At 56.0% G+C, this 14558-nt stretch carries 14 protein-coding genes; 6 read left to right on the forward strand and 8 right to left on the reverse strand.

Annotated features, from left to right (window positions below; all coding sequences use genetic code 11):
- Positions 1–13: 13 nt before the first annotated feature.
- The 6 genes from ACWIZX_RS10925 to ACWIZX_RS10950 form a co-directional block, all read right to left on the reverse strand.
- Complete coding sequence (locus ACWIZX_RS10925; RefSeq protein ID WP_448335789.1) at positions 14–1609, reverse strand: hypothetical protein; 1596 nt, start codon at positions 1607–1609, stop codon at positions 14–16.
- A gap of 106 nt (positions 1610–1715) precedes the next feature.
- On the reverse strand, positions 1716–2813 hold the full coding sequence (locus tag ACWIZX_RS10930) for a site-2 protease family protein (RefSeq protein ID WP_448335790.1): 1098 nt from the start codon (positions 2811–2813) through the stop codon (positions 1716–1718).
- Between the two features lie 183 nt (positions 2814–2996).
- A complete protein-coding gene (gene surE / locus ACWIZX_RS10935; RefSeq protein WP_448335791.1) occupies positions 2997–3788 on the reverse strand; it encodes a 5'/3'-nucleotidase SurE in 792 nt (263 codons plus the stop codon).
- 180 nt (positions 3789–3968) lie between these two features.
- On the reverse strand, positions 3969–4583 hold the full coding sequence (gene cyaB, locus ACWIZX_RS10940; protein WP_448335792.1) for a class IV adenylate cyclase: 615 nt from the start codon (positions 4581–4583) through the stop codon (positions 3969–3971).
- On the reverse strand, positions 4580–4993 hold the full coding sequence (locus ACWIZX_RS10945; protein WP_448335793.1) for a hypothetical protein: 414 nt from the start codon (positions 4991–4993) through the stop codon (positions 4580–4582). Before ACWIZX_RS10945 ends, cyaB begins: the two co-directional genes overlap by 4 nt.
- Complete coding sequence (locus tag ACWIZX_RS10950) at positions 4984–7305, reverse strand: ArnT family glycosyltransferase (protein WP_448335794.1); 2322 nt, start codon at positions 7303–7305, stop codon at positions 4984–4986. Before ACWIZX_RS10950 ends, ACWIZX_RS10945 begins: the two co-directional genes overlap by 10 nt.
- Before the next feature lie 215 nt (positions 7306–7520).
- Here ACWIZX_RS10950 and ACWIZX_RS10955 point away from each other — a divergent pair, with 215 nt between their 5' ends.
- The 5 genes from ACWIZX_RS10955 to ACWIZX_RS10975 all read left to right on the forward strand — a co-directional run bounded on the left by ACWIZX_RS10955 (position 7521) and on the right by ACWIZX_RS10975 (position 10759).
- Complete coding sequence (locus ACWIZX_RS10955; RefSeq protein WP_322793345.1) at positions 7521–8282, forward strand: prolipoprotein diacylglyceryl transferase family protein; 762 nt, start codon at positions 7521–7523, stop codon at positions 8280–8282.
- A 26-nt stretch (positions 8283–8308) separates the two neighbouring features.
- Entirely contained in the window at positions 8309–9172 is an 864-nt protein-coding gene (locus ACWIZX_RS10960) for a nitrilase-related carbon-nitrogen hydrolase (RefSeq protein WP_448335795.1), read from the forward strand.
- A 10-nt stretch (positions 9173–9182) separates the two neighbouring features.
- Positions 9183–10010, forward strand: coding sequence for an NAD+ synthase (locus ACWIZX_RS10965; RefSeq protein ID WP_448335796.1), 828 nt, complete (start codon positions 9183–9185; stop codon positions 10008–10010).
- A gap of 117 nt (positions 10011–10127) precedes the next feature.
- Positions 10128–10427, forward strand: a complete 300-nt coding sequence (locus tag ACWIZX_RS10970; protein WP_448335797.1) for a nucleotidyltransferase family protein — start codon at positions 10128–10130, stop codon at positions 10425–10427.
- Positions 10424–10759 (forward strand): HepT-like ribonuclease domain-containing protein, encoded by a 336-nt coding sequence (locus tag ACWIZX_RS10975; protein WP_448335798.1) that lies wholly within the window; start codon positions 10424–10426, stop codon positions 10757–10759. Before ACWIZX_RS10970 ends, ACWIZX_RS10975 begins: the two co-directional genes overlap by 4 nt.
- A 39-nt stretch (positions 10760–10798) precedes the next feature.
- Here the strand turns inward: ACWIZX_RS10975 and ACWIZX_RS10980 are convergent, their stop codons facing one another.
- The gene (locus tag ACWIZX_RS10980; protein ID WP_448335799.1) at positions 10799–12703 is read right to left on the reverse strand and encodes an ABC-F family ATP-binding cassette domain-containing protein; all 1905 of its coding nucleotides are present in this window, start codon (positions 12701–12703) and stop codon (positions 10799–10801) included.
- 305 nt (positions 12704–13008) lie between these two features.
- Between ACWIZX_RS10980 and ACWIZX_RS10985 the strand changes: the two genes are divergently transcribed.
- On the forward strand, positions 13009–13818 hold the full coding sequence (locus tag ACWIZX_RS10985) for an EFR1 family ferrodoxin (RefSeq protein ID WP_322793351.1): 810 nt from the start codon (positions 13009–13011) through the stop codon (positions 13816–13818).
- Between the two features lie 153 nt (positions 13819–13971).
- Here the strand turns inward: ACWIZX_RS10985 and ACWIZX_RS10990 are convergent, their stop codons facing one another.
- Positions 13972–14211: a DUF362 domain-containing protein gene (locus tag ACWIZX_RS10990; RefSeq protein ID WP_322793352.1), complete on the reverse strand. Its 240-nt coding sequence runs from the start codon at positions 14209–14211 to the stop codon at positions 13972–13974.
- Positions 14212–14558: the final 347 nt, after the last annotated feature.

Genomic DNA, 14558 nt, shown 5'->3' on the forward strand with positions numbered 1-14558 from the left:
ATATCCGTGAGGTTTATGGCGCTGACGAAGTGTTCAGCTGCTGTTGGACGGTTTTAGGTAATTCTGACGAAAAAGCGCGCAGGTTTTGGGCAATTTCATCCGCCTGAGCCGGGCTCAGGGCGTAAAAAGCGACCGTATCACTGGTACAGACGATATTGTCGGCAATCCGCCAGCGGCCGACTTCCACCCATTCGGGCGGCTGGGGGTAGAGATCGAACCACTCCGGGTAAAGAATGGCCAGCGAAGCTGCCTGTTCTCTTGCCAGCCGATCCACCTTTGCGGTACTCCAGCTGCCCTCGCGCCACCACCTGCCGGTTTCAAGGTTGGCCAGCCCAACCACATCCACCAGCTCGATATCCGCATAATAACTGATTGCGCCAATGTCATTGGCTACGATGGTCTGACCATTGTAAAAGCGGCTGACAAAGCGCGCCATTTGCACCTGTTGTTCATGGATGTTGCGCACCGCCAGCGGATAAGCCGAAAGGGCATTGCCCGCCCGGTAGGCAATCGGCAGCAGGAGCAGCAGCGCCACGCCCAGCGCGGCAGCAACCGCAGGCGTAAAGCGCAGCCGCCGCTCGCTTTCCAGCCGTTTGAGCAGCAGAGCAGTCAGCTCCATCAGAATCAAAGCGCCCGCAAAGATCAGGTACGCCTCATAACGGAAGAACCAGCCGGTCCTGGCCAGCTGCAGGTGGAGAGCGAACATACCGCTGAACAAGGCCACCCGCCAGCGCAAAGGCGGGCTGGTCAAACCGCCGCTCTCTGCCAGCGCGTAAGCCAGCCACACCGCAATGATCAACCCCAACAACGCCGGGGTATCCAGCAGGTTGTAAATTCCCTGTGTCAGGAACTGAGTCAGACCCGTTACGGAAAACAGGTTGATCTGGCTCTTCACCAGAACCGAATTGGGAAAGAATGCCCAGCCGTTCGCCACGGAGATGAGTCCGTAAACGGTCATCAGGCTGGCGCTTGCCAGCCCTGCCGCAAGCGCATCGCGCCAACGCCGCTGGAACAGCAAACCTGCAATCAGCCAGAAGAGTAAAAACAGCCCCTCATACCGGGTTACCGGCAGCAGGGCACACAAAACCGGCAATCCCCAGCGCAGGCTGGAAGAGGGAGAATTTTCGGCCAGAACCAACGACCCTGTCCAAAGCACCGCCACGGTCAATAAGGAATGAAGGGCGTGTTCCATGCCGGTCAATCCCAGCACCGGCAGGGGGGTGAAAATTAAAATCAGCACCACAAGGGTCAGGCGGATCATCCGCCGCCCGGATTTTGCCAGCAGCCGCTGCGCCAGCAGCAGGGCAGCCGCCCCGCTCAGCAGGCTGAGCAGCAGGGCAGCCCAATCCCGTACGCCGAACAGGTGGAAGGCTGCCGCCAGCAGCAAAGTCCATAACGGGGATGAAGTAGCCGAGGTGAACGGGCTGAGGTCAACACTCCAGCGCCCATCCTGAACGAAGTGACGGGCAATTGCCATGTGAATGAAGGCATCATCCACCGGGTAGCCGGGCTGTCCGCCGGTGTGATTGAGTGCCTGGGTAAGTAAGGCAATTGAAAGCAGGATGTACAGGAATAAGGGCAGCAGAGCGAGGAGATTGATTTTTTTCATGAAGCCATGGTTCCCTGTTGAGATTATACATCCAGCCTTAAATGAAAAACTCCGCAAGGACTTACAAAACCCTTACGGAGCAACTTTTCCTGCCAAAGCCGGAATTTTAGCGGGTAGCGGCCGCGGCGCGCTTTTCCAGCGCTGATCGAATCATCAAAAATTCGCCGATATTTTCCATCGTTACCAGACCCACCAGCCGGTCATCGGCAATCACCGGCAGGGTGTGGCATTCGCGCTCCTGCAATTTGCGCGAGACCTCTTCCAGCATGTCGTTGATGTGGGCGCTCTCGAATCTGCAGTCCATTGCGGCAGAAACCGGCGCGTTCTGCCCCAGCCGCTGTAAAGCCTCCACCAGACTTTTGCGCGTCAAAACCCCGACCACCCGCTCTCCGGAAAGCACCGGAAAATCCTGCTGGGTGCTGCTCATCAGCAGTTCGATGGCGCGGCTGAGCGGTTCGCCTTCCTGTAGGGTGCGGAAGTCGGTCACCATGGCTTGGGAAACGGGGATACCGCTCAGTGCCGATTTCATCTGTACCATGCTGGCTTCCTGGGCTGCGCCAATATAGACAAAGAAGGCGATGAACACCAGAAACGGGTTGGTAAACAGGCCGATGAAGCCGAACACAAACGCCAGCGCCTGCCCAAGGGTTGCCGCCGCCTGGGTCGCCTGGGTATAAGGCAGGCGGGTTGCCAGCAAAGCGCGCACCACCCGGCCGCCGTCCATTGGGAAGGCCGGAATCAGGTTAAAGCCTGCCAGAAACAGGTTGACCACCATCAGTCTTTCCAGGAACGGCCCGCCGGTCATACTCAGTGAACCGAGCGGCTGCAACGCACCGCTGAACAGCAGCCCGATGAACAACACCGCCGAGATGACTACATTCACCAGCGGCCCGGCCAGTGCTACCCACAATTCCTGCATCGGCTTCTCCGGCATCCTTTCCAGCCGCGCCACCCCCCCGATGGGCAGCAGGGTGATATCTTTGGTCTGAATGCCGAACTTACGCGCAGCCAGGGCATGTCCCAGTTCATGCAGTACCACACACAAAAACAGAGCCAGCAGAAAACCCACGCCGGTAATGACCGCGTTCACCGAACGCCCGACCAGATAGTAACTGAATGCAACCCAGCCCAAAATCAGCAAAAAAGTTGCGTGAATTTGAATGTCAATTCCCGCCACCCGTGCAATTTTCAAAGACCATTTCATTTTTACGCCTCACTCACTCAATCCACGAATAACCAGTCTGTCCCAATAGGGGTTACCCTTATATTACTATATTGGTGAGCAAGTATCAATTTTTGATTAACAAAGTGTATAAAGCCGATTAGAACGGACTTGAAAGACCGGATGCAGCCAGTTCTTTTCTGAGACCAAACCACTCAGCAAGCTTTATGAAAGAGATGTTTCGTCCCCTTTTTCCCACTCCCACTGATTGAGTTCGGGGAACAATGCGTAAGCCGTCAGGTCAAGTTTGAGCGGTGTGATGGAAACAAAACCATCCGCCACGGTACCGATGTCGCTGCCGCGTTCGGGAATGCCGGTCGGTGAATCGCCGCTGATCCAGTAATACGGGCGGCCGCGCGGGTCCACCCGCGAATCGAGTTTATCGTGATAGACGCGCAATCCCATCCGCGTCAGGCGGTATCCCTTAATCTGCTCCAAAGGCAAAAACGGGATGTTGACATTCAGCAGGTTGCCTTCCGGCAGGCCGTTCTGAATGACGGCGCGGGTAACGCGGCGGGCAACCTGCAGGGCTGCTTCAAAATCTGCCAGAACGAGGTGGTTTTTGGGTGAGTCCAGCGAAAAGGCAATCGCCGGCAGCCCCCAGATGGCCGCTTCCATTGCCGCCGTAACCGTACCGGAATAGGTAACATCATGACCGAGGTTGGCATACGGGTTGATGCCCGACACGACCAGATCTACCTTCTCACCCAGAAAATTGCAAATCGCCAGCGCCACACAGTCGGATGGCGCGCCGTCGGTGGCAAAGGCGGGGGTGCCGTCATCCAACGGCATTTCCTTGACCCTCAGCGGCCGGTCGAGCGTTTTAACATGCCCGGAAGCCGACCAGTTGCGGTCAGGGGCCAGTACACTGACCTTGCCAAGCGGCTTGACCGCCTGCGCCAGCGCCAGCAAGCCGGGCGCATGAATGCCGTCATCGTTGGTAACCAGTATGTGCATGAATTTCCTCCCGGTAAAAATTGCGCCGTGTTCCGTTCCCCTGACGGAAAAGAAGGCTGATCTTATCTTATCGTTTGAAGATTAGCAATCCACAAAAAATGGATTAAGATCAGGTAAAAATTATTTTAATGATCAAGACAATCTGATCGTCTGGACGAACGCGGGTAACTTTTGGAGTTGCTACCCATCCGCGTAAGCCAACCCGATAACTCCCATATCCAGCGGCTTATTGCGGAAGTTTTCAAAGGTCAGGTCACGCATTTCCCAGCCGGTGGCAGATTTGAGGTGATCGAACAGGGTGTAATACCCCATCGCGATACGCGCTTCCCAGTCCAGTTGAAGTTGCTGTGCCAGATGGTGAATCGTATCCGCATCCGGCGCTTCAATTTCACAAAAGCTGCCAAACGGCATTTCATCCAGTACGATCTCGGCTTCGCCCAGGCGGTAGGTGGTGCGGTACTTTTCATAAATCATGCTGACCTCGAAGCCCAGCGCTTCCAGCAGACGGCGGCAGGCATCTGCATCGCTGACTTCCACCTCCACTTCCTGACGAACGGCTACCTCGGCGCCGGCTTGCCCGGCGCCTTTGTAGGTGAGCAGCGCGTGCCCATCCTGCCTCAGGCGCAGCACGCGGTGAGCGCGGGTCAGGCTGCCATCCGGCAGGTCAAAGCGCAGGTTGAGTTCGTGATGCCTTGGCTTGACCTGCACCGCACCGATTTTTTCCAATCTCTGGCGGAAGGCGGCCAGATCACGCAGAAAAAACTTGGCTTCAATTTCCATGTCTTCCGGTTTCATGTTGCTCTCCATTCTTTCCATAACACCCAGGCCGCCAGCAAAACCAGCAGCAAAGAGGCCAGCAGGCTGAACGGCAGATTGAAAAATTGGGGCGAACGGGCAAAAACCAACCGCTCGAACCAGTCCCACCCCAGCCAGAGAATGAGCGTCCCACCAGCCAGTCCGATCCCCCAGCGGCGGCGCAGCCACAAACCCAGCGCAGCGGGAAAACCCAACAACCCAAAAAACACGCCGCTGGCGATGAAGTACCCCAATCCCAGGGGAAGATTGAGCCGGCTGTAAAAATCTGCATTGCGGAGCATTTCGGCCAGCCTCAGCCAGCCGCCGAGCGAAATCAACAGGCAGGCCAGGGCCACTATCTTTAGCCCCCATGAGCGTTTTCGGCGAGGGTCAGGCCGGCTCACTTCCATGATACATCCCACAAGTGGACATGGGCGCTTTCGCCGTCACGGGTGCTGTAAACTTCAATGTCTATTTGACCGGCGGTCAGTTCTGTATCAAACAAAACAGTTACATCGCGCGGGTCGGGGGTTTCTTCCTTGTCGGCTTCAAAACGCAGCGGACTGCTGCCATTCGGCGGATAGACCCACACCACCACTTTACCCGGCACACCCCCAATCCGGGCGGTTAGCGATTGCAGGTTTTGCGGCTGATTAAAAATCAGATTCAACACCAACGGGTTGGCTTCCATCGTGCGGATTAAGGTGCCCGGCTGCCCGTCAAAGACATGTTCGATCTCGCCCATATCCAGCCGCGAGTAGCGCACCTTGAGCAGCGTGCCGTCATTCAGGCGCAGCGCCTTCTCCTGTAAGGCGCGCCGTTCCTGCCGCTCCTGGTCGAAGATTTGCTGTGCATTTTCCACATAACGCAGGCGCACAAAATAAAAACCCACTTTGCCGTTGGGGTAATTCAGCGTGCGCTCCACCTGAATATCGGTAAACTTGTTGCTCTCCTGAACTTTGAGCCATTCTTCCGGAATCATCACGAAGCGGGTGTTTTCTGCCAGCGGCTGAACCTCGTTCAGGTGGCCCTCAATACTGCCCAGGCGAAATGGCTGCGGATCATCGAAGAAAAACCGTGCAATCACATCGGTGCCGTTTGCCCAGGACGGGGAAACCACCAGATCAACGCCGGGGTTTTGGTTGAGATAATCGCTCACTTCGGCGAACAACTGGCGCGCACCCCACTGTAAGCCGCTCAAGCCGTAATCGCTTGACCAGAATGGTGCATTCTGCAAGGCATCCTGCAGCATTCCAAAGGCGGCTGCGGCAAGGATGAGGAAGATCAGCAGGCTGAGCCCAATCGTCCAGTTTGGACGCGGCCAGCGCTTTTGCAATCGGCTGCCAAGCCAGCCGATTGCGCTTTCCAGCCCAAGTCCACCCAACAAAGCCGCCGGAATCACCATGAACAGCGCGCGGGTGATGCCCAGTTTGACCAGCGCTGCCCCGCTGGGCGCCGCCAGCAGCGCCAGCAGAATCAGGCGGTATTCACTCCGGCGGATACCCCGCAGCGCGCGGATCAGACCGATGGCAACGAAAGGCAGCGTAATCCAGCCGAGATGGCCGTACCCCTTCATCACATGACGGATCAGCTCACCCGATTGGGGAACATACCAGTAAAGCGGGTTGAGGCCGCGCAGATATTCCCCAAAATAAATACCCAGTTTAGCCAGCAGAGGGCGGTCGGTCAGCCAGTAGGAATTGAGCAGGGTCAAATGACGCAGGGTTTCCCCCGGGTGCTCAATCTGGAAGCGGAAATAAGGCAGAGCGAACAGCGCTGCCAGTCCCAGCGCGAGCAGCAGGCGGCGGCGCTGCTGCCAGTGGTAACGCCAGTCCGAGATGAGCAGAAACAGGGACAGGCTGGCGATCACCATTTGGGCCGGGCTGTAACTGTAAAAGGCAAGCGCAGCAGCGGTTACTGCGCCGTAAATCCAGGCGGTTTCCCCCTGCCGGTAACGCAGATAGGAATAAACCAGTGCGGCAAAAAAAGTGACCCCCAGTCCGGCTTCGAAAGCGGTGCGCGAGTGCAAAAACCAGGCCGGCATCACGGTCAGCAGCAGGGCCGCCCCCCAGCCGAAGCGGCTGCCAAAGCCTTTTTGCAGGCTCAGCCCAACCGCAAGCGCTGCCAGCAGGCTGATGATTGCCGGAACGGCTCGGGTAACCCACACCGATTTTCCAAACCAAAGGTAAGGCAGTACCTGAACGTAAACCGAAAGGCTCAGGTTGTACATGGAACCGTTGGGGAAGTAGGTGGGTAAAAATTCGCCGCTGTAACCGCGAAAACCATCCCGCACCAGATCGGCCGCCAGCACGGTTTGCACGGCTTCATCGGTGAAGAAGTAAACCGGAAAGTCCGGCAGGCCAATCAGACGGGTGGCCAGGTAAACCAGTAATGCCAGCCCCAGCAGGAGAGACGGCAGATGAGGGACGATTCGTTCCCAACGGCTGGGGCGGGACTGAACCGCTTGTCCAGCAGCCTCGAGCCAATCCGGCAGGGGCAAAGGCGGGTTGGAGAAGGTGAGCGAGCGGGTTTCCAGCGGTTTGCCTTCGCGCGTGCGGCTTTCAACGGTCAGATGCAGGCTGGTGTTGGGGGGCACTTCCACCTGCAGGTGCAGGTGAATCTCGGCCGGAGGTGTAGGCTGCTCCGTTGAAGGCGGCGGCGCTGCTGCCGGTTGAGATAAGTTTTCTTCGGAAGATTGGGAGATAGAATCCTCGTCGCTCATGTCTATTGGGATTATAGCATGAGCGATTTATTTCCCCCTCCCAAATCCATTTTGGAAAAAGGGTATCTTTGGGGATTAAGAATCATTGGGAATTGAGGGGATTGGTTGAATCACTCCTTGCAATTTCAAAGGATTGTTATCTTTCTTTTTCCTGAAATCAGCTCTGCACAATCATTCTTTTGTAACTCATTTGCCAAAGTGCTATAATCCAAACGATGAATCTCTTTTCGCTGATGGTTGGCATTGGCGCATCGCTGGGTCTGCTGCAAGTCTGGCGGGATGCCCCGCCCGGCAAAGAGTACCCCAGCCTGCTGAATGGCGGGGTGGTGCTGCTCGCCGCGCTGATCGGCGGACGCGCCGGCTTTGTCTGGCTCAACCCCCACCTCTTTACCGCTGATTTACCCGCCGCGCTGCGCTTTTGGGAGGGCGGGCTGATCTTCCCCACGGCACTGCTGGCAGCCTTGCTGATGATTCCGCTGCTTGCGCTGGTTCAACACCAGCCCCTCGCGCGCCTTGCCGATCGGGTCATGCTCATGCTCATCCCCCTCGCCGTCTGTCTGTGGCTGGGTTGCGGTGCGGCCGGCTGCGCTTACGGCGTTGCCCTCACCGATCAATATCCGTGGGCGCTGCCGGTGCTCGATTCGGACGGCACGCTGACCTACCGTTTCCCTCTGCCGTATTTTGCGGCGGCAGCGCTGCTGCTGATTGCCCGCCCGGTGGAGAAAAAAGCCCTTGGGCTGCAAATGCCGGGTGCACGGGCGGTTTTGCTCGGTCTTGTGCTTGCCGTTCATACCCTCCTCTTTTCATCGTGGCGCGCCGATGCAGTGCCAGTTTACCACAACCTGCGCCTGGACTATGCAGTCAGTTATCTGCTGGGTGGTGTAAGCCTGCTGGGGGCACTGGTGTTGGCAGCCATCAACCTCACCCGTGCCATTAACCGCCAGCGTCTCTCTTCCAGAAGGCGCTCTCAATTTTGATCATTTGATCACAGGAAAAATTACCCATGAAATTAACCGTTGGCATGGCTCAAATCAATACCGTATTGGGAAAACCGGAAGAAAATCTCGAAAAACATCTTCAATTTGCTCATCAGGCGGCCCAAAGCGGGGCTGACCTGCTCATTTTCCCGGAACTTTCACTGACCGGCTACGTGCTGCAAGACCTGACTCCGGCGGTTGCCCACCGCCCGCGCCCCGACGACCCGCTTTTTCGTCCTCTGCTGCAGGCCTCGCAGAAGATTGATTTACTGGTCGGCTTTGTGGAAGAGGATACCCGCAACCGCTTTTTCATTGCCGCCGCCTATCTCTCTGCCGGAGAAGTGCGCCATGTGCACCGCAAGGTGTATTTACCGACCTACGGCCTGTTCGATGAGGGGCGATTCTTTGCCTGGGGGGATGCCATTCAGGCGTTTGAAACCCGTTTTGGACGCGCCGGGGTGCTGATCTGCGAAGACTTCTGGCACGCTTCGCCGCCCTACCTGCTCTGGCTGGACGGCGCCGACCTGTTCCTGTTCACCTCTGCCTCCCCAGGGCGCGGCTTGAACAGCGCGCCGATCCTCGAATCGGCCCGCTGGGTGGAACACATCAACCGCGCTTATGCCAGCCTGTTCACCGCGTTTGTTGCCCACACCAATCGGGTGGGTTACGAGGATGGCCTCAATTTTTGGGGCGGTTCAACCGTTTTTGACCCAAACGGAGACTTGATCGTTCAGGCGCCCTATTTTGAAGAAGGGCTGACGCTTGCCGAACTGGACCTCAATCAACTGCACCGGACGCGCGCCCGCCTGCCGCTGCTGCGCGACGAACGTACCGCTCTGGTTCAGCGTGAACTGAACCGCATCCTCACCAGCCGCACCTCCGGCAAGTAAGGAAAATGCCATGAAAACCGTTGACCTGACCATAAACACCGACCTGACCCGGCGCATTTTGACCGGCTTTATTCGCAGCGAAATTACCCGTATGGGCTTCTCCCGCGCCGTCATCGGCCTGTCGGGCGGAATTGACTCGGCGGTATCCTGCTTTTTGGCTGCTGAAGCCCTGGGAGGGGAGAATGTGCTGGCCGTGCGGATGCCCTACCGCACCTCCTCGGCCGATTCGCTCGAGGATGCTCAAAAGGTTATCGAAGCCGCCGGTGTGCAATCCCTGACCGTGGAAATTACGCCGATGGTCGAACCGCTCTTCCAGCGCTTTTCCGATATGGATAACATGCGGCGCGGCAACATCATGGCGCGCCAGCGCATGATCATCCTGTACGATCAGTCTGCGGCTTTTAACGGGCTGGTGGTCGGCACCGGCAACAAAACCGAAATTTTATTGGGGTACACCACTCTGTATGGCGATTCGGCCTGCGCCCTCAACCCGATTGGCGATTTGTACAAAACTCAGCTGCGCCAGCTGGCTGAGGCTTTGGGCGTACCGGAGTCGATTCGCCGCAAGGCCCCCTCGGCGGATTTATGGGCTGGTCAAACCGATGAAGGCGAATTGGGTTACACCTACGCCGAAGTGGACCGCCTGCTCTATCTGCTGGTGGATCAGCGCTATACACCGCAGGAGTGCATTGAAGCCGGATTCGAGCCTTCGTTTGTGCACCGCGTGGTGGAGCGCATGCGCCGCAACCAGTTCAAGCGCATCCTGCCGCCCATTGCCAAACTCAGCAACCGCACCATCGGCTACGACTTCCTCTACCTGCGTGATTGGGGCACTTAGTTTTTTTTGTTGCAAGAATGAGGTGTTTGGGTTTTCTTTCTTTGCAACACGCCATTTTCCACAGTCGGTTCGTTCATTGGTCAACCAAATCAGGTATAATTTCTTAAGATGACGGCTATGGACCTGGAAGAAATCCGGCAGTATGTCCCCCAGATTTACCAAATTGCTGCCAAGTTTGGGATTAGCAAGATATTCATCGTCGGTTCCGTAGCACGAGGAGATCAAACCTTACACAGCGACCTCGACTTGTTGATTGAGGTTGAGGAAGGTGTTTCATTATTCAATGTGGCTGGTTTCGCATATGAATGCGAACGGCTTATCGGTAAAAAAATTGATGTAATTCCCTTAAGTGTGATTGAAAAACAATCGGATCAAAATTTTTACAACAAAATCCGTAAAGAAGCCGTCCCCATATGAAAAGTATTCATACGCTGTTGAGGGACATGATTCGGGCAATCGAAACGATACAATCTTATCAGGTTGTTTCGTATGAAAACTTCCTGGAAGACTCCAAAACACAGGATGCAATTCTGTATAACCTGATTGTTCTGGGAGAAGCAGCCAATAAGATTCCTGAACAATTCCAGGAATCTCATCCAGAAATCCCATGGTCATCCATGATTGGCACCCGAAATATCATTGTTCATGGCTATGACCAGGTCAAGTTACCTATTGTGTGGGATATTCTTACGAAAAATCTTCCTGAATTGAAAAAAGGCCTGACTCAATTAGCCGATTATATTGAATAGAAATCGGCTGCCTCAAGCAAAATCATTCACTGCTGCAGATCAAACTGCCGTTTCGTGAAGGTGAGTCCAGCGCTCCAGGCACTTTTCCAGTTGGTGCTGCACCTGCTGGTATTCTTCTCCCAGCCGGCTGACTTCCAACGGGTCAGCCGGTGGGTTTTCCAGCAGCCGGCTGATCTCCCCCAGCCGCCGTTCCAGGCCGCTGATTTCGGCTTCCAGGGCAACAATCACCGCTTGGCGGCGCTGTTGTTGATTTTTGGATGGTTCATTCCGCGCCGCCTGCCGTTCGGTTCGGGCAGCCTTTTCCTGATTGCGGCGGGCCGCTTCGGCAGCGGCCTGCTCTGCCAGCCAGGCTTTGTACTGGCTGTAACTGCCCTCAAAGACTCGCAGGGTTCGTTCTTCGGGCAAGACCTCCCAAACCTGGGTTGCCAGTGAATCAATTAAGTAACGGTCATGCGAAACAAGCAGGATGGTACCGCCGTAATCGGCCAGCAGCGATTGCAGCGCTTCCTGAGAGGGCAGGTCAAGGTGATTGGTCGGCTCGTCCAGCAGGAGCAGGTTTGCACCCTGCAAGGCCAGCCGCGCCAGCGCCAGCCGGCCGCGTTCTCCGCCGGAGAGCATGGCAACCGTCTTGAATACATCATCACCGGTGAAGAGGAAGCGCGCCAGATAGTCGCGCGTCTGGGCCGGCAGCCAATCCGGGACAATCTCTGCAATCGCTTCCATCAGGGTGTGATCGGGGTTCAAACCCTCATGCGCCTGCGCAAAGTAACCAATCTTCAGGCCGGCGCCCAGCACAACTTCTCCGCTGAACGGCGGTGTTTGTTCCAGCAGAGTTTTGAGGAAGGTGGTCTTGCCGGCTCCATTGGGGCCGATGATGGCGGCACATTCTCCTCGCCGCAGAATCAAATCAGGGGCGTAAAAGAGCGGTCTGCCTTCATCATGATAGCCAACCGCCAGTCCGTGCGTGCGGATAACCAGATCACCGGAGCGGTTGGCTGCTTGAATGTGAAAATGCAGGCGGCGCGGCTGACGCGGCGGGGAAAGGCGGGCTTCTTCCAGCAGACGTTCCAGCCGCTTGCGGCGTCCCTGCGCCTGACGGGTATTCTGCCCGGCGATGTTGCGGCGGATAAAATCGAGCTCCTTCTCAATAAATTCCTGCTGTGCCTGATATTCTTCCAGCCGCCGCTGGTAGCGTTCCTCGCGCTGCACGAGATACGCCGAGTAGTTGCCGGGATAAATTTCCAGCGCCGGGGTCATTTCCCAAATGGTATGGACAACCTGGTCCAGAAAGTAACGGTCGTGCGAAACAATCAGCACCGCTCCTTCCCATTCGCGCAGGTAGGTTTCCAGCCATTCGACCGCTTCAATGTCCAGATGATTGGTCGGTTCATCCAGCAGCAGCAGATCGGGGTTTTCCAGCAGCAGCTTGGCCAGCACGGCGCGCGTGCGTTGACCGCCGGATAACTGTGGTAAGGGGCGCTTGAAATCCGCTTGCTTGAAACCCAATCCGTTCAGCACCTGTGCAATGCGTGTTTCAAAGGTATAACCACCGAGGTGTTCAAACTCGGCTTGCAGTTTGCCGTAGGCTTCCATGGCGGATTCGGCGGTTGCGGGGTCTGCCATGGCGGCTTCCAGTTCAGCCAGTTGGTTTTGTCTTTCCAGCAGGTCGGCAAATACGGTCAGGCATTCCTGCCAGAGGGTGCGCTGAGAATCGAGGCGGGCTTCCTGCGGCAAATAGCCGATGCGCAGGCCGCGCGCCCGCTGGACGGTTCCGCTGGAGGGTTCTTCCAGTCCCAGCAGAATGCGCAGCAAGGTGGTTTTGCCAACCCCATTGGCGCCAACCAGCCCGATGCGCGCGCGGGGTGGAATGGCAAAAGACAGGTCACTGAATAAATCCAGTGCGCCGTAGGATTTGCTCAACCCGGAAACCGTAATCAAACTCATGGCGAAAAACAGTATACCGCAGAATGGCGGGGTGTGGAGCAAGAAGAGAGAATTTTTGTGTGGCTTGCCTCCCCCAAAATCGCTAAAGTGATTTTGGGGGAGGTAGGAAGGGGTTCAGTTTGCTTTTGTCTGGGTTTTGTGCTTATTATGGATCCTCGCTCTGTGAATTCTTGAATTAATTTGTAATAATATCTATAATGAAATTGGTAATTGTCCAGGCGCAGGGGGTAGCGTACAGACAATAATCGCTTCATAACCTTTGACCTTCACCGATTTCAACGATTTGGAAAGAACGGGTGATCCTTATGAAGGTCAACCTGATCTACTTTACCCAAACAGGCAATACCCGCCGGATTGCCAGAGCGATGGCGGAGGTGTTTCGAGAGGCTGGTTGGGATACCCGCACCCTATCTCTGAAGAAAGTCACCGTTCAAGATGCAGTTGAAGCTGACCTGTTAGGGGTTGGCAGCCCATGTTTTTCAAGTCAGGCGCCTGCACCCATCAAGAATTTTTTACGAAACCTGCCGCCGCTGCCCGATAAAAAGGCTTTTGTTTTTGCAACTTCTGGAACTGCTCCGGGACGGGTGCTTTATGATTTATACACGCTGCTAAATACAAAGAATGCCGATGTGGTTGGCGGATTTCTGGCTCGCGGCATGGTTCATCATCCGGCGCCATGCCTGTACGGCAGGCTGCCTGATCGTCCAAACGACGAAGATTTTTTACAGGCCCGCCAGTTTGCCGCCGAATTGGTTCGCCACATGAACAGCGGTTTTACCGGCAAAGTAGCGGGAAGCCGCGCAGATACTTTCAAATTGAGGTACGGCTTTTACGATTTTGTGGCGCTGATCAGTTCCGATGCCGTGCTGCGTTGGTTAATGCCCAAACCAAAACTGAACCTGAAGCGATGTAACCAGTGCCGCTGGTGTGAATTTGAATGCCCGGTTCACAATATCGCCCTCGATCCTTACCCCACCGTGGGCACGGCATGTATTCGTTGTTACCGCTGTGTTAACGGATGCCCACAAAAGGCTTACAGCGTAAACTGGAAGCTGGCAAATCTGGTTGTCTATGCTTTTTACAACAAGACCTTCACCGGCTGGTTTGGAACCTGAGGCCTGCCGGCAGCACTCAAACAAAACCGGGTTTGCCGGGTGATCCATCAGCCTGCCGATCTCCTTTCCCCATTTGCACAGCACACGCTGCTTAAAGACCAGAGCGGCTTGAAAGCCGCTCTGTTTTACCAAAAAGGAGAGACCAATAAAATCTCAGGCAGGCTGGGCAGCGCCGGTCGGGCACACGTCGGCGCAGGCACCGCAGTCCTGGCACTTGGAAGCGTCAATCACATACAGGCCGTCCACTTCGGAGATTGCGCCTTCCGGGCATTCGGCTTCGCATGCGCCGCACTGAATGCAATCATCAGTAATCACATACGCCATGGCTGCTTTCCTTTCGTTCGTTTGTGAATTTAAGTACTTTCTGCGGTAAGCATAACATATCCGCCGCAGTTTGTTAGCGGTCTTTTGTCATTTAATCGGTGTAAAAATGTCATATTTAACCCCGCTGCGGAATGCAGGCTAATTCACAATTGTTCGGTTTTTCCAGGCGCAGCGAACGTGGCAATCTTATGTGTGACCCCCACCAACCTCCCCCACTATCGCTTTGGCGATATTGGGGAGGCGAAGGAGGGGGCAATTGATCTGCACGGGTGCGTGTCGCTTCGGGCTGAGGGACATTAACCGCTGCCTGTCCTTTTGAGCGAGCGCAGCGAGCGTGGCAATTTCTGGCAGGCCCCCTCCTGTGCCTCCCCCAAAATCGCTGCGCCGATTTTGGGGGAGGGGGGTGGGGGTGATTC

The sequence above is a fragment of the Bellilinea sp. genome, assembly GCF_053501535.1.

What these genes read in the sequence shown, in the direction of transcription:
- ACWIZX_RS10955 (WP_322793345.1), top strand. Translation starts at nt 7,521, where the DNA reads ATGAATCTCTTTTCGCTGATGGTTGGCATTGGCGCATCGCTGGGTCTG.
- ACWIZX_RS10930 (WP_448335790.1), bottom strand. Translation starts at nt 2,813, where the DNA reads ATGAAATGGTCTTTGAAAATTGCACGGGTGGCGGGAATTGACATTCAA.
- ACWIZX_RS10970 (WP_448335797.1), top strand. Translation starts at nt 10,128, where the DNA reads ATGGACCTGGAAGAAATCCGGCAGTATGTCCCCCAGATTTACCAAATT.
- ACWIZX_RS10985 (WP_322793351.1), top strand. Translation starts at nt 13,009, where the DNA reads ATGAAGGTCAACCTGATCTACTTTACCCAAACAGGCAATACCCGCCGG.
- ACWIZX_RS10945 (WP_448335793.1), bottom strand. Translation starts at nt 4,993, where the DNA reads ATGGAAGTGAGCCGGCCTGACCCTCGCCGAAAACGCTCATGGGGGCTA.
- cyaB (WP_448335792.1), bottom strand. Translation starts at nt 4,583, where the DNA reads ATGAAACCGGAAGACATGGAAATTGAAGCCAAGTTTTTTCTGCGTGAT.
- surE (WP_448335791.1), bottom strand. Translation starts at nt 3,788, where the DNA reads ATGCACATACTGGTTACCAACGATGACGGCATTCATGCGCCCGGCTTG.
- ACWIZX_RS10925 (WP_448335789.1), bottom strand. Translation starts at nt 1,609, where the DNA reads ATGAAAAAAATCAATCTCCTCGCTCTGCTGCCCTTATTCCTGTACATC.
- ACWIZX_RS10980 (WP_448335799.1), bottom strand. Translation starts at nt 12,703, where the DNA reads ATGAGTTTGATTACGGTTTCCGGGTTGAGCAAATCCTACGGCGCACTG.
- ACWIZX_RS10950 (WP_448335794.1), bottom strand. Translation starts at nt 7,305, where the DNA reads ATGAGCGACGAGGATTCTATCTCCCAATCTTCCGAAGAAAACTTATCT.
- ACWIZX_RS10965 (WP_448335796.1), top strand. Translation starts at nt 9,183, where the DNA reads ATGAAAACCGTTGACCTGACCATAAACACCGACCTGACCCGGCGCATT.
- ACWIZX_RS10975 (WP_448335798.1), top strand. Translation starts at nt 10,424, where the DNA reads ATGAAAAGTATTCATACGCTGTTGAGGGACATGATTCGGGCAATCGAA.
- ACWIZX_RS10960 (WP_448335795.1), top strand. Translation starts at nt 8,309, where the DNA reads ATGAAATTAACCGTTGGCATGGCTCAAATCAATACCGTATTGGGAAAA.